This window comes from Citrobacter sp. CK185 (genome assembly GCF_030333565.1).
GTDB lineage: Bacteria > Pseudomonadota > Gammaproteobacteria > Enterobacterales > Enterobacteriaceae > Citrobacter_B > Citrobacter_B koseri.
In genome coordinates this window covers 89215-110268 of the sequence record NZ_JAOWFR010000015.1, presented here as the reverse complement: position 1 = coordinate 110268, position 21054 = coordinate 89215, and the positions used below count along the sequence as shown (strand labels likewise).

21 protein-coding genes are annotated in these 21054 nt (G+C 56.0%); 7 read left to right on the top strand and 14 right to left on the bottom strand.

Going from position 1 to position 21054, the window contains the following annotated elements; all coding sequences use genetic code 11:
* Positions 1 to 17: 17 nt before the first annotated feature.
* From livG to livK, 4 genes are all read right to left on the bottom strand, one after another.
* Positions 18 to 785: a high-affinity branched-chain amino acid ABC transporter ATP-binding protein LivG gene (gene livG / locus OGV79_RS02800; protein ID WP_047460588.1), complete on the bottom strand. Its 768-nt coding sequence runs from the start codon at positions 783 to 785 to the stop codon at positions 18 to 20.
* Complete coding sequence (gene livM / locus OGV79_RS02795; RefSeq protein WP_012135563.1) at positions 782 to 2059, bottom strand: branched chain amino acid ABC transporter permease LivM; 1278 nt, start codon at positions 2057 to 2059, stop codon at positions 782 to 784. The genes livG and livM overlap by 4 nt, the downstream gene beginning before the upstream one ends.
* Complete coding sequence (gene livH, locus OGV79_RS02790) at positions 2056 to 2982, bottom strand: high-affinity branched-chain amino acid ABC transporter permease LivH (RefSeq protein WP_012135564.1); 927 nt, start codon at positions 2980 to 2982, stop codon at positions 2056 to 2058. The genes livM and livH overlap by 4 nt, the downstream gene beginning before the upstream one ends.
* A 61-nt stretch (positions 2983 to 3043) precedes the next feature.
* Positions 3044 to 4153, bottom strand: coding sequence for a high-affinity branched-chain amino acid ABC transporter substrate-binding protein LivK (gene livK, locus OGV79_RS02785; RefSeq protein ID WP_012135565.1), 1110 nt, complete (start codon positions 4151 to 4153; stop codon positions 3044 to 3046).
* A 545-nt stretch (positions 4154 to 4698) separates the two neighbouring features.
* On the opposite strand from livK, the gene panM reads away from it, so the two are divergent.
* Positions 4699 to 5082: an aspartate 1-decarboxylase autocleavage activator PanM gene (gene panM, locus OGV79_RS02780; protein ID WP_024131029.1), complete on the top strand. Its 384-nt coding sequence runs from the start codon at positions 4699 to 4701 to the stop codon at positions 5080 to 5082.
* A gap of 100 nt (positions 5083 to 5182) precedes the next feature.
* Here panM and livJ read toward each other — a convergent pair whose 3' ends face one another.
* From livJ to ftsY, 6 genes are all read right to left on the bottom strand, one after another.
* Entirely contained in the window at positions 5183 to 6286 is a 1104-nt protein-coding gene (livJ, locus tag OGV79_RS02775) for a branched chain amino acid ABC transporter substrate-binding protein LivJ (protein ID WP_024131030.1), read from the bottom strand.
* A 206-nt stretch (positions 6287 to 6492) separates the two neighbouring features.
* Positions 6493 to 7758: a 4-aminobutyrate--2-oxoglutarate transaminase gene (locus tag OGV79_RS02770; RefSeq protein WP_286467139.1), complete on the bottom strand. Its 1266-nt coding sequence runs from the start codon at positions 7756 to 7758 to the stop codon at positions 6493 to 6495.
* Between the two features lie 224 nt (positions 7759 to 7982).
* Positions 7983 to 8837, bottom strand: coding sequence for an RNA polymerase sigma factor RpoH (gene rpoH, locus OGV79_RS02765; protein ID WP_012135571.1), 855 nt, complete (start codon positions 8835 to 8837; stop codon positions 7983 to 7985).
* Positions 8838 to 9095: 258 nt separating this feature from the next.
* Positions 9096 to 10154, bottom strand: coding sequence for a permease-like cell division protein FtsX (gene ftsX, locus OGV79_RS02760; RefSeq protein ID WP_286450127.1), 1059 nt, complete (start codon positions 10152 to 10154; stop codon positions 9096 to 9098).
* Complete coding sequence (ftsE, locus tag OGV79_RS02755) at positions 10147 to 10815, bottom strand: cell division ATP-binding protein FtsE (RefSeq protein WP_012135575.1); 669 nt, start codon at positions 10813 to 10815, stop codon at positions 10147 to 10149. The genes ftsX and ftsE overlap by 8 nt, the downstream gene beginning before the upstream one ends.
* A gap of 2 nt (positions 10816 to 10817) precedes the next feature.
* A complete protein-coding gene (gene ftsY / locus OGV79_RS02750) occupies positions 10818 to 12320 on the bottom strand; it encodes a signal recognition particle-docking protein FtsY (RefSeq protein WP_200075926.1) in 1503 nt (500 codons plus the stop codon).
* A 136-nt stretch (positions 12321 to 12456) separates the two neighbouring features.
* Here ftsY and rsmD point away from each other — a divergent pair, with 136 nt between their 5' ends.
* Both rsmD and OGV79_RS02740 read left to right on the top strand, forming a co-directional pair.
* On the top strand, positions 12457 to 13053 hold the full coding sequence (gene rsmD / locus OGV79_RS02745; protein ID WP_012135578.1) for a 16S rRNA (guanine(966)-N(2))-methyltransferase: 597 nt from the start codon (positions 12457 to 12459) through the stop codon (positions 13051 to 13053).
* Positions 13043 to 13312 carry a DUF1145 family protein gene (locus OGV79_RS02740; protein ID WP_012135579.1) on the top strand — a complete coding sequence of 90 codons (270 nt, stop codon included), beginning with the start codon at positions 13043 to 13045 and terminating at the stop codon, positions 13310 to 13312. The genes rsmD and OGV79_RS02740 overlap by 11 nt, the downstream gene beginning before the upstream one ends.
* Before the next feature lie 88 nt (positions 13313 to 13400).
* Here the strand turns inward: OGV79_RS02740 and OGV79_RS02735 are convergent, their stop codons facing one another.
* Positions 13401 to 13760, bottom strand: coding sequence for a DUF2500 domain-containing protein (locus OGV79_RS02735; protein ID WP_104868086.1), 360 nt, complete (start codon positions 13758 to 13760; stop codon positions 13401 to 13403).
* 141 nt (positions 13761 to 13901) lie between these two features.
* On the opposite strand from OGV79_RS02735, the gene OGV79_RS02730 reads away from it, so the two are divergent.
* Positions 13902 to 14528: a lysoplasmalogenase gene (locus tag OGV79_RS02730; RefSeq protein ID WP_012135582.1), complete on the top strand. Its 627-nt coding sequence runs from the start codon at positions 13902 to 13904 to the stop codon at positions 14526 to 14528.
* Between the two features lie 76 nt (positions 14529 to 14604).
* A complete protein-coding gene (gene zntA / locus OGV79_RS02725) occupies positions 14605 to 16803 on the top strand; it encodes a Zn(II)/Cd(II)/Pb(II) translocating P-type ATPase ZntA (RefSeq protein WP_286467129.1) in 2199 nt (732 codons plus the stop codon).
* Between the two features lie 90 nt (positions 16804 to 16893).
* Here the strand turns inward: zntA and OGV79_RS02720 are convergent, their stop codons facing one another.
* Together OGV79_RS02720 and tusA are read right to left on the bottom strand one after the other, a co-directional pair.
* A complete protein-coding gene (locus OGV79_RS02720) occupies positions 16894 to 17877 on the bottom strand; it encodes a TRAP transporter substrate-binding protein (RefSeq protein ID WP_012135584.1) in 984 nt (327 codons plus the stop codon).
* Positions 17878 to 18053: 176 nt separating this feature from the next.
* The gene (gene tusA, locus OGV79_RS02715) at positions 18054 to 18299 is read right to left on the bottom strand and encodes a sulfurtransferase TusA (protein ID WP_012135585.1); all 246 of its coding nucleotides are present in this window, start codon (positions 18297 to 18299) and stop codon (positions 18054 to 18056) included.
* Positions 18300 to 18469: 170 nt separating this feature from the next.
* Between tusA and OGV79_RS02710 the strand changes: the two genes are divergently transcribed.
* Positions 18470 to 19135, top strand: coding sequence for a 7-cyano-7-deazaguanine/7-aminomethyl-7-deazaguanine transporter (locus OGV79_RS02710; protein ID WP_012135586.1), 666 nt, complete (start codon positions 18470 to 18472; stop codon positions 19133 to 19135).
* Between the two features lie 72 nt (positions 19136 to 19207).
* Positions 19208 to 19765 (top strand): DcrB family lipoprotein, encoded by a 558-nt coding sequence (locus OGV79_RS02705; RefSeq protein WP_024131033.1) that lies wholly within the window; start codon positions 19208 to 19210, stop codon positions 19763 to 19765.
* 3 nt (positions 19766 to 19768) lie between these two features.
* Here the strand turns inward: OGV79_RS02705 and OGV79_RS02700 are convergent, their stop codons facing one another.
* On the bottom strand, positions 19769 to 20986 hold the full coding sequence (locus OGV79_RS02700) for an MFS transporter (protein ID WP_012135588.1): 1218 nt from the start codon (positions 20984 to 20986) through the stop codon (positions 19769 to 19771).
* Positions 20987 to 21054: the final 68 nt, after the last annotated feature.

Sequence of the window (21054 nt, the reverse complement as noted above, 5' to 3'; positions counted from 1 at the left end):
CTTATGCGTCACCACCATTATGCTTCACCTAAATAGGCGCGGATCACGTCCGGGTTGTTGCGAACTTCTTCCGGCGTCCCGTTCGCCAGCGGCGTTCCCTGGTTCACCACGTAAATGCGATCGGAAATCCCCATCACCAGCTTCATATCATGCTCAATCAGCAGAATGGTGGTGTTGTGATGGTTACGCAGCTCCGCAATTAATTCGTCCAGCTCTTTGGTCTCTTTCGGGTTCAGACCCGCCGCCGGTTCATCCAGCATCAGGATCTCCGGCTGCGTCACCATGCAGCGGGCGATCTCCAGACGACGCTGGTCGCCGTAGGCCAGATTGCTGGCCTGGCGGTTGGCGTGCTCCAGCAGGCCGATACGCTCCAGCCAGGTGGCGGCGCGATCGAGCGCTTCACTCTGCGCCCGACGGAACGCCGGAGTCTTCAACAGGCCCGAAAAGACGCCGGTTTTCAACTGCTGATGTTGCGCAACCAGCAGGTTTTCAATCACCGTCATCTCACGGAACAGGCGGACGTGCTGGAAGGTACGCACCACGCCCATACGGGCAATCTGCTGACCCGGCAGCCCTTCCAGATGCTGATCGCGCAGCATAATGGTGCCACCGGTCGGTTTATAGAAACCGGTCAGGCAGTTAAAGACCGTGGTTTTCCCGGCGCCGTTTGGCCCGATCAATGAGACGATTTCGCGTGGATGCAACTCCAGTTCAACGTTGTTTACCGCCAGCAGACCGCCAAAGCGCATCATCAGGCCGTTAACGGATAATAATGGCTGACTCATGCCTGCTCTCCTTTCGCTTCCCCGTTTTTCAGTTTCAACTGCGGACGGGTCATCGGCAGCAAGCCCTGCGGACGCCAGATCATCATCAGTACCATCAAACCACCGAGCATCAACATGCTGTATTCGTTGAAGTCACGCATCAGCTCGCGCGATACCACCAGCAGGATAGCGGCGAGAATAACCGCGAACTGCGAACCCATGCCGCCAAGCACCACAATCGCCAGTACAAAAGCGGATTCGGCGAAGGTGAACGACTCCGGGCTGACAAAGCCCTGGCGCGCGGCGAACAGCGTTCCGGCGAACCCCGCAAACGCGGCGCTGATGGTAAACGCCGTCAGCTTGATGCGCGTCGGGCTTAAGCCTAATGAACGGCAGGCAATTTCATCTTCACGCAGCGCTTCCCATGCCCGCCCCAGCGGCATACGCAGCAGACGGTTGATCACAAACAGTGAGAAGACGACCAGCAGCAACGCCACCAGGTAAAGCCAAATCACGCGGTCGGATGGATCGTATTTCACGCCGAAGAAGTTGCTGAAGGTATCCCAGCCGCCTTCACGGGCGGTACGGCTGAACTCCAGACCAAAGAATGTCGGTTTCGGGATCTGGCTGATACCGTTCGGCCCGCCGGTCACTTCGGTGTTATTGAGCAGCAGGATGCGCACAATCTCGCCAAATCCTAAGGTCACTATCGCCAGGTAGTCGCCGCGCAGGCGCAATACCGGGAAGCCAAGCAGGAAGCCCGCCGCCGCCGCAACCAGCCCCGCCAGCGGCAGGCAGGTCCAGAACCCCAGACCGTAATAGTGATTCAGCAACGCGAAGGTATACGCGCCAATGGCGTAGAAACCGCCGTAGCCCAGCACCAGCAGACCAGACAGCCCCACCACCACGTTCAGCCCAAGACCGAGGATGATGTAAATCATGGTCAGCGTGGCGATATCAACGGTGCCGCGCGACACCATAAACGGCCACACGACGGCGATGACCAGCAGCGCAATCAGGAACAGCTTCTGCTTCACGGTTGAGCCATCAATCGCTGGCAGAACAAATTTAGGCCCGGAAATGCCCTTCAGGCTTTTCTGGAAAATCGGTCGCAGCAACTGGAAGAAAAAGACCACGGCAGTACCGATAAACACCCACTGCCAGCGAATATCCGCAGCAGTCCCCACCACCAGTTTGGTGCCATCGAGTTCCAGTTGAACGCCCATAAAGACGCCCGCCAGTACGAAGAACATGGCGGCAGAGAGCAGCGCCATCGCAAAATGCATCGGTTTCATACTTTCTCTACCTCCGGGCGGCCCAGGATACCGGTCGGCATGACCAGCAGCACCAGAATCAGCAGCGCAAACGACACCACATCTTTATATTCGGTACTCAGGTACGCAGAGGAGAGCGCTTCGGCGACGCCCAGAATCAGGCCGCCAATCATCGCGCCAGGAATGCTGCCGATGCCGCCAAGCACCGCGGCGGTGAAGGCCTTCATCCCGGCCATAAAGCCAATATACGGGTTGATAACGCCATAGAACTGACCGAGCAGCACGCCCGCCACCGCCGCCATCGCCGCGCCAATCACAAAGGTCAGCGCAATCACGCGGTCGGTATTAATGCCCAGCAGACTCGCCATTTTCAGGTCTTCCGCACAGGCGCGGCAGGCGCGTCCCATACGGGAGTAACGGATGAACAGCGTCAGCGCCAGCATCGCCAGGAAAGTGACAATCCAGATGACCAACTGCATGGTGGTAATGCTGGCGGCGAAGTTCTCACTGCTGCCGATAATCCACTGGCCGTTAAACAGACTGGGGAGCGCCACGTCACGCGAACCTTCGGTAAGACTGACGTAGTTTTGCAGGAAAATAGACATCCCGATCGCGGAGATGAGCGCAATCAGTCGCTTGGAACTGCGCACTGGCCGATAGGCCACCCGTTCAATACTCCAGCCATAGGCGCTGGCGATAATGATAGCCCCGACGAACCCGGCGGCGACCAGCAGCCAGCTGGTATCAATGCCCATCATCATGAGCGCGGCGATGATCATGAAAGAGACATAGCTGCCGATCATATAGACCTCGCCGTGGGCGAAGTTGATCATGCCGATAATGCCGTAAACCATCGTATAGCCGATAGCGATCAGCGCATAGGTGCTTCCCAGCGTGACGCCGTTAAACATCTGCTGCAAGAAATAGAGAAACTGCTCGGACATAAGGTAACCTTTCTCAACCCGCCCGTTTTGCGCGGGCGGAGGGATAACTTGTCTTCAGGCGTTATTTGGCAACGGTCGATGAGCCGTCGGCATGCCACTGGAAGACACCAAACTCAAATCCCTTCAGATCGCCTTTTTCATCCCAGTTCAGCGGCCCAATCACGGTATCAGCCCCGTGTGCTTTCAGATCTTTCACCAGATCGAGCGGCGCTTTGCTGCCGGTACGATCCATTGCGGTTGCCAGCGACTGCACCGCAGCGTAGGTGATCCACACGTAAGGGCCGGTAGGATCTTTTTTGTCGGCTTTAAGGGCATCGACAATGCCTTTGTTCGCCGGGTCCTGGTCATAGCGTTTTGGCATCGTCACCAGCATGCCTTCTGCCGCCGCGCCAGCAATGTTGGACAGTGAGGCATTGCCCACACCCTCTGGCCCCATAAACTGGGTTTTCAGGCCGATAGCTCGCGCCTGGCGCAGCATCTGGCCCATTTCCGGGTAGTAACCGCCGTAATAAACGAAGTCGATATTCTCTTTTTGCAGGCGGGCAATCAGCGCGGAAAAGTCTTTCTCGCCAGCGGTAATCCCGTCAAAGAACACGATATTGGCGTTGCCCGCTTTCAGGCTGTCCTGTACGGAACGCGCCAGACCTTCGCCGTACTGCTGCTTATCATGAATAATGGCGATACGCTGCGGCTTCACTTTCTCAAGAATGTATTTCGCCGCCGTTGGCCCCTGGGAGGAGTCCAGGCCCGCCGTACGCATGATGTGTTCGTAGCCGCGCTGCGTCAGTTCCGGGTTTGTGGCGCCCGGGGAGATCATCAGGATGCCTTCATCTTCATAGATATCAGACGCGGGCTGTGTGGAAGAGGAGCACAGGTGGCCGATAACGTACTGAATGCCGTCGTTGACGATTTTGTTCGCCACCGCGACAGCCTGTTTCGGGTCACAGGCGTCGTCATACTCAACGCCCACCAGCTTATCGCCTTTGATGCCGCCTTTGGCGTTGATGTCTTTAATGGCCTGACGCGCGCCGTTAAATTCCATATCGCCCCACTGCGCTACCGGGCCGGACATCGCCCCGACAACGGCGACTTTAATATCGTCCGCCATTGCCGTATGCGACATCGCCAGTGCAACCACTCCTGCGATGATCGTTTTCGCATTCCGTTTCATTTACTGAATCCCCATTCGTGACGTTATTACACTTCATCCTTCACGCTGCCCCGGTGTTGGCTACGTGCGTTCACCCCAGTCACTAACTTATGTAAGCACCTGGGGATTCACGCTCTTGCCGCCTTGATGCACCTTGAATGATTTTGTGTATATATTTTGTATTTATGTGGTTAAAAAGCAGACTGTGCTTTTTTTGAACTATGCTATTTTTACCTGTTGCATTAATGGTTTAGCACAGATTTTTATGCAAAATCAGAGCAAATACTCTATTTTTCAGTCGATTAAGAAAAGATAATATTCTGATTTCAGCTATAGATAAACAAAAAAAAGCGCACTTGTCAGCATAAAATAACGGTACAAAGAGCGGAATAAAACACTGCCTCCCAGGGGATTATCCTGCCTGTTTTTCATTCTCTGATGTTTCAAACTGTACTTATCGTTGCCAAAAAACTAATCGCCTGGTAAATGAAATAAAAAAGAGAAAGTGTCGGAACACATTATTTCGGTACACTGGTTCTCTCTTTGGTGATTTGGACATGCTGTCGATGAAGCTGACCATCGTTCGTTTAGAAAACTTTAGCGCCCAGGATCTCATCGATCTGGGTAAAATCTGGCCGGAATACTCCGCCTCGTCTTTAAGCGTAGATGATACTCACCGGATCTACGCAGCGCGTTTCAACGAGCGTCTGTTGGGCGCTGTGCGGGTAACGCTAAGCGGTACGCAAGGCGCGCTGGATTCATTGCGGGTTCGCGAGATCACGCGTCGTCGCGGCGTGGGGCAGTATCTGGTGGAAGAGGTGATCCGCAATAATCCGGGCGTTTCAGCCTGGTGGATGGCAGATGTCGGCGTCGAAGAGCGAGGCGTAATGGCGGCGTTTATGCAGGCATTAGGGTTTACGGCGCAGGCGGACGGCTGGGAAAAACGGTAATAAAAAAGCCGGATGGCGCTGACGCTTATCCGGCCTACGTGTTTTGCAACTCTCACGCAATTTTCCAGGGGGTAAGGCGAAGCCGCCACCCGGCACTCAATTACCTGGCGTCGGTTGCCGTACCGTCGGCATGCCAGGTAAAGACGCCGAACTCAAAGCCTTTCAGATCGCCCTTCTCATCCCAGGACAACGGCCCCATAACGGTTTCTACGGTATTCGCTTTCAGGTATTTGGCGATTTCAGCCGGATCGTCGGACTGATTCAGACCCGCCTGCAATGACTGCAACGCCGCGTAAGTGGTCCACACAAACGCGCCGCTTGGGTCCTGTTTCTTCGCTTTGATCGCGTCTACAATCGGTTTGTTCGCCGGAACCTGATCGTAGTTCTTCGGCTTGGTGACCAGCATCCCCTCGGCAGACTCACCGGCAATGTTAGACAGCGACACGTTCGCTACCCCTTCCGGCCCCATAAACTTCGTTTTCAGGCCAGCAGCGCGAGCCTGGCGCAGGATCTGCCCCATCTCAGGGTGGTAGCCGCCGTAATACACAAAGTCGATGTTCTCTTTCTTCAGGCGCGCCACCAGGGTGGAGAAATCTTTCTCGCCGGCGGTAATCCCGTCGAAGAACACCACGTTGGCGTTGCCTTTTTTCAGGCCATCCTGCACCGCGCGCGCCAGGCCTTCACCGTACTGCTGCTTATCGTGAATAATGGCGATGCGCTGCGGCTTCACGCTTTCCAGAATATATTTCGCCGCCGTCGGCCCCTGATCGGAGTCCAGACCGGTGGTGCGCAGGATCAGCTGATAACCGCGCGCGGTCAGTTCCGGGGCGGTCGCAGCCGGAGTAATCATCAGAATGCCTTCGTCTTCATAGATATCAGACGCAGGCTGCGTGGATGAGGAGCACAGGTGGCCGATAACATATTTAATGCCGTCGTTGACCACTTTGTTGGCTACGGCTACCGCTTGTTTCGGGTCGCAGGCATCATCATATTTCACGGCAACCAGCTTATCGCCCTTGATGCCGCCTTTCGCGTTGATATCGGCAATCGCCTGCTCCGCGCCGGTAAATTCCTGATCGCCGTACTGCGCTACCGGGCCGGACATCGCGCCGACAACGGCCACTTTGATATCCTTAGCAAACGCCATATTGCTCAAAGACAGGGCGATACATCCTGCCAATAACGCTTTACCCTTCATATTCATCCTGAGAATCCCCATTATTGTGGTTATTACGTATGTTGTGATGTTGTTGTTCAGCACTTTATTTCAATTAATGGTAAGCCACCCGTGCTTTAGCAGCATACTCTGCTAAAACATACCCGATTTTTATGATTTTGGAATAGCTAATTTGACAGTCAGATAACAAGTTGATGACAAAACGGGGCACCGCCGCAACGGGCGGCATCGGTTTATCGTGTCAGCGAACGCGTAATGATCTCCAGCGCTTTACGGAACTGCGCATCGGGGATCGTCAGCGGATAGAGGAAGCGGATCACGTTGCCGTAAACACCGCAGCTGAGTAGCAGCAGACCCTCCTGCAACGCGCGATCCTGCACCTGCCGGGTAAATTCCGGGGACGGCTGGCCGGTCTGCGGATCGGTAAACTCTACCGCCACCATCGAGCCCTGCGCGCGGATCTCGGCAATGAACGGGCAGGCGGCTTTCGCTTTGTTCAACACCTCAACCAGATGCTGACCAAGCTGCGTGGCGCGAGTGCAGAGATCGTCTTCTTCAATCACATCAAGCACCGCATGCGCGGCGGCCACCGCCAGCGGGTTTCCGGCGTAGGTGCCGCCAAGACCGCCCGGCGCAGGCGCATCCATCACCTCGGCGCGACCGGATACCGCCGACAGCGGCATACCGCCAGCCAGACTTTTAGCCATCGTGATGAGATCCGGCTGAACGCCGTGGTGCTCCATCGCAAACAGTTTGCCTGTACGGGCAAAACCGGTCTGCACTTCATCGGCGATCAGCAAGATGCCGTGGGTATCGCATAACGTACGCAGCGCCTGCATGAAATCCGTTGGCGCGACGTTAAAGCCCCCTTCCCCCTGCACCGGTTCCAGGATAATGGCCGCCACCTGGTCCGGCGCAATATCGGCTTTAAAAATCCGTTCGAGACTGTTCAGCGCATCCGCCGTGGTAACGCCATGCAAAGGATTCGGATATTGCGCGTGATAGACCGATCCCGGGAACGGCCCAAAGCCAATTTTGTAGGGCGCGACCTTACCGGTGAGCGCCATCGTCATAAAGGTTCGCCCGTGAAACGCGCCGCCAAAGGTAATCAGCCCCGGTCGTCGGGTACAGGCGCGCGCAATTTTCACCGCGTTTTCGACCGCCTCCGCGCCGGTGGAGAAGAAAGCCGTTTTCGCCGGGCCGTTGACCGGCACGCGCTTGTTAATACGCTCGGCAAGCGTAACGTAGCTTGCATAAGGCACGATTTGATACGCGGTATGGGTAAATGACTGGAGCTGTTTTTCAATTGCCGCGATGACTTTTGGATGACGGTGCCCGGTGTTCAACACGGCAATTCCGGCGGCGAAATCAATCACCTCATTGCCTTCAATATCCCACAGCGTGGCATTTTCCGCTCTGTCGGCATAGAAACCGCACATCACCCCGATGCCGCGCGGCGTCGCCTGTAACCGTCTTTCATTCAGTTCGTTATTTTTCACCTTCTCCCCCTAAGATGCGCACAACCCATCGGTAAGTGTTTGCCAGGGGGGAAGAATTCGCCAGAGTGGGGGAGAAAAAAAGCGTTATCCCCGTAGCCCGATAAGCGAAGCGCCATCGGGCATTTATGTCGGCCTGTTTGCCGGATGGCGGCGGTGCCTTATTCGGCCTGGAAAACAAAAAACCCCGGATTCTCATCCAGGGTTTTTCGGGCACTTCGCGGAAATTACGCTTCGATAGCGGCGCGCAGTTTCTTCATCGCGTTCTTTTCAAGCTGACGTACACGTTCAGCAGAAACGCCATAGCGGTCGGCCAGCTCCTGTAGCGTGGACTTATTGTCTTCGTCCAGCCAACGGGCGCGAATGATGTCCTGGCTACGCTCGTCCAGACCTTCCATTGCGTGGGTCAGTTTGTTTGCCGCCTGATCTTCCCAGTTATCCTCTTCAATGCCGTCGGCAAAGTTAGAGGTTTTATCCTGCAAATACAGCACTGGCGCCATCGGCTGGCTGTCAGACTCGTCGTCCGAAGACATGTCAAACGTCATGTCCTGCGCCGCCATACGGGATTCCATCTCGCGAACGTCTTTGCTGGTTACGCCCAGTTCGCGCGCCACCATTTCCACTTCATCCTGATTAAACCAGCCCAGACGCTGCTTGGTTTTACGCAGGTTAAAGAACAGCTTACGCTGTGCTTTGGTGGTTGCGACTTTAACGATACGCCAGTTACGCAATACGTATTCGTGGATCTCCGCTTTGATCCAGTGCACGGCGAAAGAAACCAGGCGCACACCCACTTCAGGGTTAAAACGGCGCACGGCTTTCATCAGGCCGATGTTACCTTCCTGAATCAGATCCGCCTGCGGCAGGCCATAGCCCGCATAGTTACGAGCAACATGAACAACAAAGCGCAGGTGAGACAGAATCAGCGTCTTAGCTGCTTCCAGATCGCCCTGGTAATGCAGCTTTTCAGCCAGTGCCCGTTCTTCGTCAGCCGATAACATCGGCCACGCGTTTGCAGCCCGGATGTAAGATTCCAGGTTACCAACAGGGGCTAAAGCTAAATTTTGCATTTCTTTGGTCATTCAAATCCTCTCAATTTATATCGTCTGGCACTGCAAATGAGCAACAAACGTGCCAGCGTTTATGAGCAACGAGAATAGCACTCACTCTTTTATCAGACAGTGATTTTATCCACAAGTTCAATGCAACGTTGTGAATAAATTACGCACAAAATGTGACACCGCTATGAAAAAACACTGTGGGCAGGGGAATGAGATGTTTTGATGCTCTTTCCCTGCGAACGGGAACTCATTGCAGGGAAAGAGTATACCACGCTTTTATTAATCGGGAGTAAAGTGACGTAAATGTTGCACAGTGGCAAGCCACGCCGCAACCCAGCCGATCATCGAGCACACCAGCAGCAGCAACAGGCACTCATCGAACGATAAGCCATTGATATCAAACTTCGTGCCGAAAACCTGCGCCACTTCCGTCACCGCTGACGACAAGCGCATCACCAAAATTTCTGACAAAATCAGTGAAAGAAATGCCCCTGAAAAGCCGAGCAGCGCGCCGCCGTACAGGAACGGTCGCAGGATAAATCCATCCGTCGCGCCAATCAGTTTCTGCACGTTGATGGTGTCGCGGCGGGCGAAAATGCTCAGACGCACGCTGTTGCCGATGACGAGGAACACCGCCGCCACCATCAGCACGCCGATCATCGCGGAAACGCGCCCTACCAGCCCGGTCAGCGCCGCCAGACGTGCAAACCAGCTGTCATCCATACGCACTTCATCAATGCCGTTAATCTGCGAGATGCGATCGCGTAGCGTATTCAGCGACTCCGTTCCCTGGAAATCCAGTTTTGGGATCACCACCGCCACTGCCGGAAGCGGATTCTCTTCCAGCATGTCCAGCGCGCCGCCAAAGCCGGACCAGTTGCGGAACTCGCCCAATGCATCGTCGCGGGAGAGATAGTTGACCTTCTCCACCCCCTGCTCGGCCTGGAGCTGTGCGACCACCCCGGCGGCTGCGTCGTCATCCAGCGTCTTTTGCAGATAAACGGTGATCTGCGGGGACGGATAGTACTGCGTCGCCGCCTGGTTGACGTTCTTATAGACCATGTAGCAGACGCTTGGCAGCGTCAGAGAGATGGCAATCACCATCACCGTCAGAAACGTCGCCAGCGGCTTGCTTTTCAGATCCTGTAACGCGCCCTGGAACGCATAGCGCACCTGCTCGTTAAAGACGTTGGTTTTACGCGAGTTCGGCTTTGGCGAGGGCTTTGCGCGTCTCGGCGCATTGCGGCCGCTGTCGCCGGACGAACCGCCAGATTTACGAAAACGGTCCAGTCTGCCGCCAAACTGCCTGATTTGGTTGATAGCGTCACGCTTATTCACTGACCAGGCCTCCATGCAAATGACCTTCGCTCAGGGTGAGCATACGGTACGAACGACGGGAGATAAGCCCGATGTCGTGCGTCGCCATCAATACCGTCACCCCAACGCGGTTAAACTCTTCAAACAGACGTAAAATCCCTTCCGATAAGGCATCATCCAGGTTCCCGGTCGGTTCATCCGCCAGCAGCACCGCAGGCTTGTTCACCACCGCACGGGCAATCCCCACGCGCTGCTGCTCACCGCCAGAGAGTTGAATGGGAAAATTCCTCGCTTTGTCCAGCAGCCCGACTTTATCCAGCGCCGCCGACACACGACGACGGATGTCGTCCCCGCTGGCGCCAGCGATAATCAACGGGATCGCCACGTTGTCATAGACCGTACGATCCATCAGCAGGTGGTGATCCTGGAAAATCATTCCGATCTGACGACGCAGAAACGGCACTTCACGGTTTTTCAGGCGCGTAATGTCATGCCCGCTGAAGAAGATTTTCCCGGCGCTCGGCCGTTCAATCCCACAGATAAGCTTCAGCAGGGTACTTTTCCCCGCGCCTGAGTGGCCGGTCAGAAACGCCATCTCGCCTGGCTGCATGTGGAATGTGACTCCTTGCAGCGCTTGTCTCCCACCGAGATAGGCCTTGCTGACATGTTCAAAGCGAATCATTGTTAATCCTCTCGGGCAAAAAGTGCCTCTATAAAATCGTCCGCCTTAAACGGACGTAAATCCTCGATACGTTCGCCCACACCAATATAGCGGATAGGAATGCCAAACTGATCGGCAACCGAGAAGATAACCCCACCCTTCGCCGTGCCATCCAGCTTGGTCAGGGTGATACCGGTCAGGCCAACCGCTTCATGGAACAGTTTGGCCTGGCTTATCGCATTCTGCCCGGTGCTGGCGTCGATGGTCAGCATCACTTCATGCGGCGCATCTTCGTCGAGTTTCTTCATCACGCGAACGATTTTTTTCAGTTCTTCCATCAGGTGCGCTTTGTTCTGCAAGCGACCTGCGGTATCGGCAATCAGCACATCCACATTACGCGCTTTCGCCGCCTGGATGGCGTCAAAGATAACGGAAGCGGAATCCGCGCCGGTATGCTGGGCGATAACCGGAATGTTGTTACGCTGGCCCCAGACCTGCAACTGCTCTACCGCCGCCGCACGGAAGGTATCCCCCGCCGCCAGCATCACGGATTTGCCCTGCTGCTCGAACTGACGCGCCAGCTTACCGATCGTGGTGGTTTTCCCCACGCCGTTAACGCCAACCATCAGAATAACAAATGGCGTTTTGCCTTCAATATTAAGCGGTTCGTCAACTTTTGCGAGGATATCGCCCATCTCGTCTTTCAGCAGGCCATACAGCGCTTCGGCGTCATGCAGCTGTTTGCGGCTGGCGCCCTCTGTCAGGTTAGCGATGATCTTGCGGGTGGTTTCCACGCCCACATCGGCAATCAGTAACTGCTCTTCCAGTTCTTCAAACAGATCATCGTCGATTTTCTTACCACGGAACAGACTGATAAATCCTGAACCGAGATTTTCTTTTGTTTTCAGAAGACTACGTTTCAGGCGCGCAAAGAAACCCTCTTTTGTCGGCTTCTCTTGCTCCTGAATCACCTCCTCAACCGGCGTCTCTTCTTCTGCCGCCGGCACGACAACCACCGCGTCTTCCGCCGCTTCCACCACCAGCGCCTGCGCTTCCCGTTCTTCGTCGGTCAGTTGCGGTTCGTTTTGCGCCTCTTCTTCTACCGCCTCCACGATCTCTACCGTTTCCGCTTCGGCCTGCCACTCTTCAGGCGACGTCTCTTCGACGTTCACCTCTTCCGGCAGCGGCAGTTCTTCATGTTCCACCACCGCCTGCGGCTCAACGATGTCTTCTTCAACCACGGGGTCAACAACAGGCTCTACGACAGGCTCTGGCTCAACCGGCTGCGGTTTTTCGCTTTCCTGAACCTGTTCGGTGACGTTCACCACGGCTTCGGCGAAAGCGTCGGTTTCCGCCTTGCCGTGGGCGTGCGTTTCCGCGTCGGCCTCTGCCGCCGTCTCAACCGGCGTCTCTGGCGCTAACTGTTCTTCAACACGCTGTTGTTCTTCGGTTTTTTGTTCCTGTTCCTGCTCTTTTTCACCAAAGCCCAGCCAGGAAAAGAAGCCACGTTTTTTCTGTTTTGCCATCTGCGACTGTACTCCTCGCGGTTAATATCTGGCGCTATATACATGGAAGCTAAAAAAATGATGAAATAGTCTACCACTTAACTTAATTCACATCACCGCCTGGAATGACACGTCAGCAGCGGATTGAGCAATAGAAATGAAAAAACCGAATCACTCTGGCAGCGGTCAAATCCGCATTATTGGCGGACAATGGCGGGGCCGTAAACTTCCGGTTCCCGACAGCCCAGGGCTGCGCCCGACAACCGACCGGGTTCGCGAGACGCTGTTTAACTGGCTGGCGCCGGTCATGGTAGACGCCCACTGTCTGGATTGTTTCGCCGGAAGCGGCGCGCTGGGGCTGGAAGCGCTTTCCCGCTATGCGGCGGGCGCGACGTTGCTGGAGATGGATCGCGCCGTGTCACAGCAGTTACAAAAGAATCTTGCTACGCTAAAGGCAGGCAACGCCCGCGTGGTCAACGCCAATACGCTGGCCTTTCTGGCGCAGACCGGTACGCCGCACAACGTGGTGTTTGTCGATCCCCCGTTTCGCAAAGGGCTGCTGGAAGAGACGTTAAGCCTGCTGGAAACGCACGGCTGGCTGGCTGATGACGCGTATATTTACGTTGAAAGCGAAGTCGAAAACGGTCTGCCGCCCGTCCCGGCAAACTGGTCTTTGTATCGTGAAAAAGTGGCCGGGCAGGTCGCATACCGCCTGTATCAACGGGAAGCACAAGGAGAAAGCGATGCTGATTAATCTGGGACGTCTGCTGATGCTGTGCGTCTGGGCATTTTTACTACTGAATATTTTCCAACCCTTTCCACGCCCGCTCAACATCTTCGTTAACGTCGCACTGGTCTTTATGGTGCTGATGCACGGTATGCAGCTGGCACTGTTAAAAAGCACCATGCCTAAAGATGGCCCGCAGATGACCACCGGCGAGAAAATCCGCATTTTCCTGTTCGGCGTGTTTGAGCTGCTGGTATGGCAGAAGAAATTTAACGTTAAAAAATAACCTTTTGCCGGATGGCGACTGCGCCTTATCCGACCTACAAACCCCTCAGACCGTAGGCCCGATAAGCAACACGCCATCGGGCGAAATCTTATGGCTGGGCGACAAAATCGACAAACCGCGAACCTTTGTAGCTCAGCGTGCCTTTATCCCCGACCGTTAACGCATGGTACTGTTGGGCATCCAGACGAAACGTCTGCTCAAGCCCGCCGCGTTGCGGTTTAAAGCTAACTTCATAGCGCATACTGGTGCCCGCTGGCGTCACCTGCTGCTGACGCGAGCGCCGCTCGTTGATCGGCTTTTCGCGCTTATTGCTCACCACTACCTGCTTTTGCTGCAATGGCGCGGCATCGTTATCGGCTTTTTCTCGCCGCTGCGAAACAAAGCGAAACGACGCGGCGATAACAATCAAGCCAATGATAACAATGAAAAAAAGTGGTGGTTTACTCATCATTTTAACCCATCAGAAAATGCAGAAATAAGCATACCCTGCCCGTTATGGTGTTGTCATCTGCCTGCGCCGACCTCTACACTGGACAACAGGGCCGTGAGCATACCGCTCGCGAAAAAATAACGAATTCAAGGAACTAAGATGCTTTGGTCGTTTATCGCTGTCTGTCTTTCCGCATGGCTATTTGTGGACGCATCGTATCGTGGGCCAGCGTGGCAGCGCTGGGTCTTTAAACCTCTCACCCTGATTCTCCTTCTTTTACTCGCCTGGCAAGCGCCGATGTTCGACGCGATCAGCTACCTTGTGCTGGCGGGCCTGTGCGCCTCGTTGCTGGGCGATGCGTTGACGCTGTTGCCGCGCCAACGTCTGCTGTACGCCATTGGCGCATTCTTCCTGTCGCACCTGCTGTACACCCTCTATTTCGCCAGCCAGATGACGCTGTCGTTCTTCTGGCCATTGCCGTTAGTGCTGCTGGTGTTGGGCGGGTTGCTGATTGCGGTGATCTGGACGCGTCTGGAAGAGCTGCGCTGGCCGATATGCACCTTTATCGCCATGACGCTCATGATGGTCTGGCTGGCCGGTGAACTGTGGTTCTTCCGCCCGACCGCCCCGGCGCTCTCTGCTTTTATGGGCGCATCGTTGTTATTCCTCGGCAACATCGTCTGGCTGGGCAGCCATTACCGCTGCCGCTTCCGCGCGGATAACGCTATTTCCGCCGCCTGCTACTTTGCCGGGCACTTCCTGATTGTCCGCTCACTTTATCTTTAATAACGCTTGACTCTGGAGTCGACTCCAGAGTGTATCCTCCGGTTAATGAGAAAATTATCATCAACCGGAGGATGCCATGTTGACACCCGATACTGATGGCAAAAAAGTCCCACAATTTTCATCCTTCAAACTGGCGCCAGCCCCCCGGAAGGTAGATGACTGCTGCTGTGAGGGTGCCTGCGCAACGGAAGCTCTCGTCCCCGACACCATCGAAGGGACGCGTTACACCTGGAAAGTCGCCGGTATGGACTGCGCCGCCTGCGCCCGTAAAGTCGAAAACGCCGTGCGCCAGGTCGGGGGCGTCAATCAAGTACAGGTGCTGTTCGCCACCGAGAAACTGGTGGTGGATGCGAATGCCGATATCCGCCAACACGTTGAACGCGCCGTACAAAAGGCGGGCTATACCCTGCGTGATGAACAGGCCACAGCAGAGGCGCGCGAATCCCGGCTGCAAGAAAACCTGCCGCTGATCACGCTCATCATTATGATGGCGATTAGCTGGGGGCTGGAGCAATTCAACCATCCGTTCGGCCAACTGGCGTTTATCGCCACCACGCTGGTCGGCCTGTATCCCATTGCCCGTCAGGCGCTGCGCCTGACGAAAACCGGCAGCTGGTTCGCCATCGAAACGCTGATGAGCGTGGCGGCAATTGGCGCGCTGTTTATTGGCGCGACGGCGGAAGCGGCGATGGTGCTGCTGTTATTTCTGATCGGCGAACGCCTCGAAGGGTGGGCCGCCAGCCGCGCCCGCAAAGGGGTCAGCGCGCTGATGGCCCTCAAACCGGAAACCGCCACGCGCCTGCGCGATGGCGTGCGCGAAGAGGTGGCGATCAACACCCTGCAACCCGGCGACATTATCGAAGTGGCGGCAGGTGGGCGCTTACCCGCCGACGGCAGGCTGGTCTCCGGTTTCGCCAGTTTTGATGAGAGCGCGCTCACCGGCGAGTCGATTCCGGTCGAGCGCTCAACGGGCGAGAAAGTCCCCGCCGGCGCCACCAGCGTGGATCGGCTCGTTACGCTGGAAGTGCTGTCAGAACCGGGCGCCAGCGCGATTGACCGTATCCTGAAGCTGATTGAAGAAGCTGAAGAACGCCGCGCGCCCATTGAGCGTTTTATTGACCGCTTCAGCCGGATTTACACCCCGGTGATTATGGCCGTCGCGCTGCTGGTCACGCTGGTGCCGCCGCTGCTGTTTGCCGCGTCCTGGCAAGAGTGGATTTATAAGGGACTCACGCTGTTGCTGATTGGCTGCCCGTGTGCGCTGGTCATTTCCACCCCGGCGGCCATCACCTCCGGGCTGGCGGCGGCGGCACGTCGCGGGGCGTTGATTAAAGGCGGCGCAGCGCTGGAGCAGCTAGGCAGAGTCACTCAGGTGGCGTTCGATAAAACCGGCACCCTGACCGTAGGGAAACCGCGCGTCACCGCCATCCATCCAGCAAGCGGGATCGGCGAAGCGGAGCTGCTGGCGCTGGCGGCGGCGGTGGAACAAGGCGCGACGCACCCACTGGCGCAGGCCATTGTGCGTGAAGCGCAGACGCGTGAGCTGACCATTCCGCCAGCGCTGGAGCAGCGCGCGCTGGTCGGTTCGGGTATCGAAGCTCAGGTTAATGGCGAGCGCATCCTGATTTGCGCCGCAGGCAAACGCCCGGCGGAAGCCTTTGCCGGGCAAATCAGCGAACTGGAAAGCGCCGGACAGACGGTCGTGCTGGTGCTGCGCAACGACGACGTACTCGGCGTGCTCGCCCTACAGGATACGCTGCGCGATGACGCCCGCACCGCGATCGGCGAGCTTAATCAGTTAGGGGTGAAAGGCGTGATCCTGACCGGCGATAACCCACGCGCGGCAGCGGCCATTGCCGGAGAGCTGGGCCTGACGTTTAAAGCGGGCCTGCTGCCGGAAGATAAAGTCCGGGCGGTGACGGCGCTCAATCAGCACGCCCCGCTGGCGATGGTGGGTGACGGCATTAACGACGCCCCCGCAATGAAGGCCGCCGCGATAGGTATTGCGATGGGAAGCGGAACGGATGTCGCGCTGGAAACGGCAGACGCCGCCCTGACGCATAACCGCCTGCGCGGGCTGGTACAGATGATCCAGCTGGCGCGCGCCACCCACGCCAATATTCGTCAGAACATCGCGATTGCCCTGGGGCTGAAAGGGATCTTCCTCATCACCACGCTGCTCGGCATAACCGGTCTGTGGCTGGCCGTGCTGGCGGATACCGGGGCGACGGTGCTGGTGACCGCCAACGCGCTGCGGCTATTGCGTAAAGGGTAGATTGTCGCCTGATGGCGCCAGGCTTATCAGGCCTACGGGGATCATGGCACGAACCCACGCAGGCCTGCTCATCCGGCGAAGCGAAGGCGCTTACTGCACGTCGGCAATCGCCTTCATCAACGCCTGGTGTTTTTCGCCATACTGCGCGCGCACCGGCTCGGTGGCCTTCACGAAATACGCTTTATCAATTTCGTGGAACTGCACGCCGCCAGCCTTCATCTTCGCTAATGCCTCCTGATTATAGGCATCCCACAATTTACGCTGCTCAAACTGCGCTTCGCGCGCCAGCGTCAGGATCTTCTGCTGCTCATCCGCAGTCAGCTTGTCCCACTTCACTTTGGAATAGAGCAGCATTTCCGGGGTGATAAAGTGCCCGCTGAGGGTGTAATTCTTCGCAACCGGCATGTAGTTATGCGCGACAAAAGTCGGCGGGTTGTTTTCCGCACCGTCAATCACGCCGGTCTGCATACCGCTAAACACCTCGCTCACCCCCATCGCCACCGAGTTCGCCCCCATGTCTTTCAGTGTATCCAGCGCCACCGGGCTTCCCTGCACGCGAATCTTCATACCGTGGAGATCTTCCGGCTTTTCCACCGGGTTTTTGGTAATCAGGTTGCGCGTCCCGGAGTCCATCCAGCCAAGAAACACCAGACGTGATTTCGGGTTGTTCGTCAGCTTATCGCCAATGCTTTTCCCGATATCGCCATCAATAATTTTGTGCATGTGGTCTTCGTCGCGAAACACATAGGGCAGCGTAAAGACTTCGATATCCGGCAGAATAGCCGCCACCGGCGCCATCGATACGCGAATCATATCAATCGCGCCGATTTGCGCCTGTTCGATCATCTGTTTTTCATCGCCCAGCACGCCGCCCGGGAACACTTTAATTTCCAGTTTGCCGTCGGTTTGTTGTTTGAGTTTTTCGCCCATTTTCTGCACGGCGACGACATTCGGATAGCCCTGCGGATGGACATCCGCCGCTTTAATGACCTGCGCGAAAACGGAATGGGAAAACAGTATTGACGCGGTAGCCAGGCACAGGGAAGCCGCGAGCGGCTTGAGAGTCACTTTCATCGGGTCAGCTCCAGAGGTTGAGAGGGTAGCGTTAAAACATTGTTTTAGTTTTTACGCTTAAACCGTAGCCGATGCCCTGAAAGATGAAGGTGAAGTGCTTCACAAAAAAGCAGGAAAAATTGAAACGATGGTTTAAAAATGTCGCAGCGGTCACGCCGGTTTTATCCGACTGAGACTCAATGCTTTTTACGCAGCAAATAACGATACGGCAGCGAATCCGTCTCTTTCGCCATCAGCTCATGTTCCATAAACGTACAAAAGCCAGGAATATCGCGGGTTGTCGCCGGATCGTCGGCAATAATCAGCAGCGTTTCGCCCGTTTGCATGTTACGCACGGTTTTACGCACCATCATTACCGGTTCCGGGCAGCGTAGCCCCTGGGCATCAAGCGTATGGTCGGGGGAGGAAAACAGATCGGTCATCTTCGTCTCATTCACTAAAAAAACGGCTGTAGTTTACGCCCTGTTTGCCCGTAAGCAAATCAAGTTAACGATTGCGTGAAAAACAACCATTGCAATACGTTTTCAAAGCAGTATGATGCGGCGGTTTTATTGGGTTCCCTCACCCCAAATATCGATCAAAAAGGTACAATATGAACTCCTTTACTCAAATACAGCGCGTAAAAGCGTTGTTCTGGCTATCGCTATTCCACTTACTGGTGATCACCTCCAGTAACTATCTGGTACAGCTTCCGATTTCTGTTTTCGGGTTCCACACGACGTGGGGCGCCTTTAGCTTTCCCTTTATTTTTCTCGCGACCGACCTGACCGTGCGCATTTTTGGCGCACCGCTGGCACGACGGATAATCTTTGCGGTGATGATCCCGGCGCTGCTCATCTCCTATGTCATCTCATCGCTGTTTTATATGGGTTCCTGGCAGGGATTTGGCGCGCTGCTGCACTTCAACCTGTTTGTCGCGCGTATCGCCACCGCCAGCTTTATGGCGTATGCGCTGGGCCAGATTCTGGATGTACACGTCTTTAACCGCCTGCGCCAGAACCGCCGCTGGTGGATGGCTCCTACGGCCTCCACGCTGTTTGGCAACGTCAGCGATACCCTCGCCTTCTTCTTCATCGCTTTCTGGCGCAGCCCCGATGCCTTTATGGCCGAGCACTGGATGGAAATCGCCCTTGTCGATTACTGCTTCAAGGTGCTCATCAGCATTATTTTCTTCCTGCCGATGTATGGCGTATTGCTGAATATGTTGCTGAAAAGGCTGGCAGATAAATCTGAAATCTCGGCATTGCAGACGAGTTAAAGGTTCATTTTCCGAGTTGTGATAAGATGGATGAATGAGCCGTTATGGCCGTTTATCGAAAGGAAGAAGTCAATGCGCAATCTGGTTAAATATGTCGGTATTGGCCTGCTGGTTATGGGGCTTGCGGCCTGTGATAACAACGATACCAATGCTCCGGCAGAGGGAACCTCTACGGAAAGCAACGCAACCGGACAACCTGTCAGCCTGCTGGACGGTAAGCTGACGTTCTCACTGCCAGCGGATATGACCGACCAGAGCGGCAAGCTGGGCACTCAGGCCAATAATATGCACGTCTACTCTGACGCGACAGGCCAGAAAGCGGTGATCGTGATTGTTGGCGATAACACCAATGAAGACCTCGCCGTGCTGGCGAAACGTCTGGAAGACCAACAGCGCAGCCGCGACCCGCAGTTGCAGGTCGTGACCAATAAAGCCATCGAGCTGAAAGGCCACACGCTGCAACAGCTGGACAGCATTATCTCTGCGAAAGGCCAGACCGCGTACTCTTCCGTACTGCTGGGCAAAGTGGATAACCAACTGCTGACCCTGCAAATCACGCTGCCAGCAGACGATCAGCAGAAGGCGCAAACCGCCGCTGAAAACATCATTAACACACTGGTTATCCAGTAACGGTTAAGACGATGACACGGCCTCCTGCGATACCGCCGGAGGCCGTTTTTTTAACCGCCAGGTCAGCAACAGCGCAATCGCCACCAGACCCGCCGCCGCCAGATAGATAACCGGCACACCCGCCCAGGTCATCAGCAGCCCCGCCAGCGGCCCGGTCACGCCCAACGATAAATCCATAAACACCGTATAGGTCGCCAGCGCCGCCCCTTGATTCTGCTGCGGCACCGCCTTTACCGCCACCACGCCCAGCGCCGGGAAGACCAGCGAGAACCCCGCCCCCGCCAGTAGCACGCCAATTTTCGCCATCCACGGCATCAGCGCAACGCCCACCAGCAGCAACCCAATAATCTCCACGCTAAAGCAGATCATCGCCACGTTTAAGCCGCCTAACCGATTGATGCCATTGGGGAACAATAAACGGGCGCCCACAAACGCACAGCTAAACAGCGTGAGCGCGAAGGCGGCGCCATCCCACCCTTTCGCGTCATAAAACAGCGTGATGAAGGTGGCGATAACGCCGAATCCCGCGGATGCCAGCGCCAGCGCCATTCCATACAGCCAGACGCGCCCAAGCACGGCGCGAAACGGCAGCGGTTTGCCCTTACTGGCTTTCACCGCCGGGCGCGGGAGCGCAAACAGCACGGCCAGCAGCGCCACGCCCATGATCGTCAACGCCAGCCCCTGTAACCCGCCCCAGGCGTAAAACAACACGCCAAGCGGGGCGCCCATCGCCATCGCGCCATACGTGACAATACCGTTCCACGAAATCACCCGGCCAATATGCAGCGACCCCACTACGCCTACGCCCCAGAGCGTTGATCCGGTTCCGGCGAAGCTTTGTCCAATGCCCAGAATGACACGCCCCAGGCATAACAGCAGCAGGCTTGCAATCGGCCAGCCGCTGGCGAATCCCGCCAGGAGATAGCTCAGACCGCTCAGAAAGCAGCCGCACAAACCAAAGACGACAACCTTTTTCGGCCCCAGCAGGTCAGCGTAGCGCCCCGCATGAGGGCGGCTCACGAGCGTCGCAAAATATTGTAAGCTTATGACCAGCCCCGCCCAGAAGGCGCTAAACCCCATCACATCATGGACATAGCCCGGCAGGACTGCGAGCGGCAAACCGATCGTCAGATAACTGGCGAAGTTAAAAATCACAACAGAAACAATACGTAGATTGAGGCGCAATCCGCTAAGCGCCGGTTCAGCGACGGGTTCGGGCATGGGAGGTCACCACGTTTTTACAACAGTGTTTCATTTTTATCATGCTGAGTCGCGAAAATCAGTAGCAA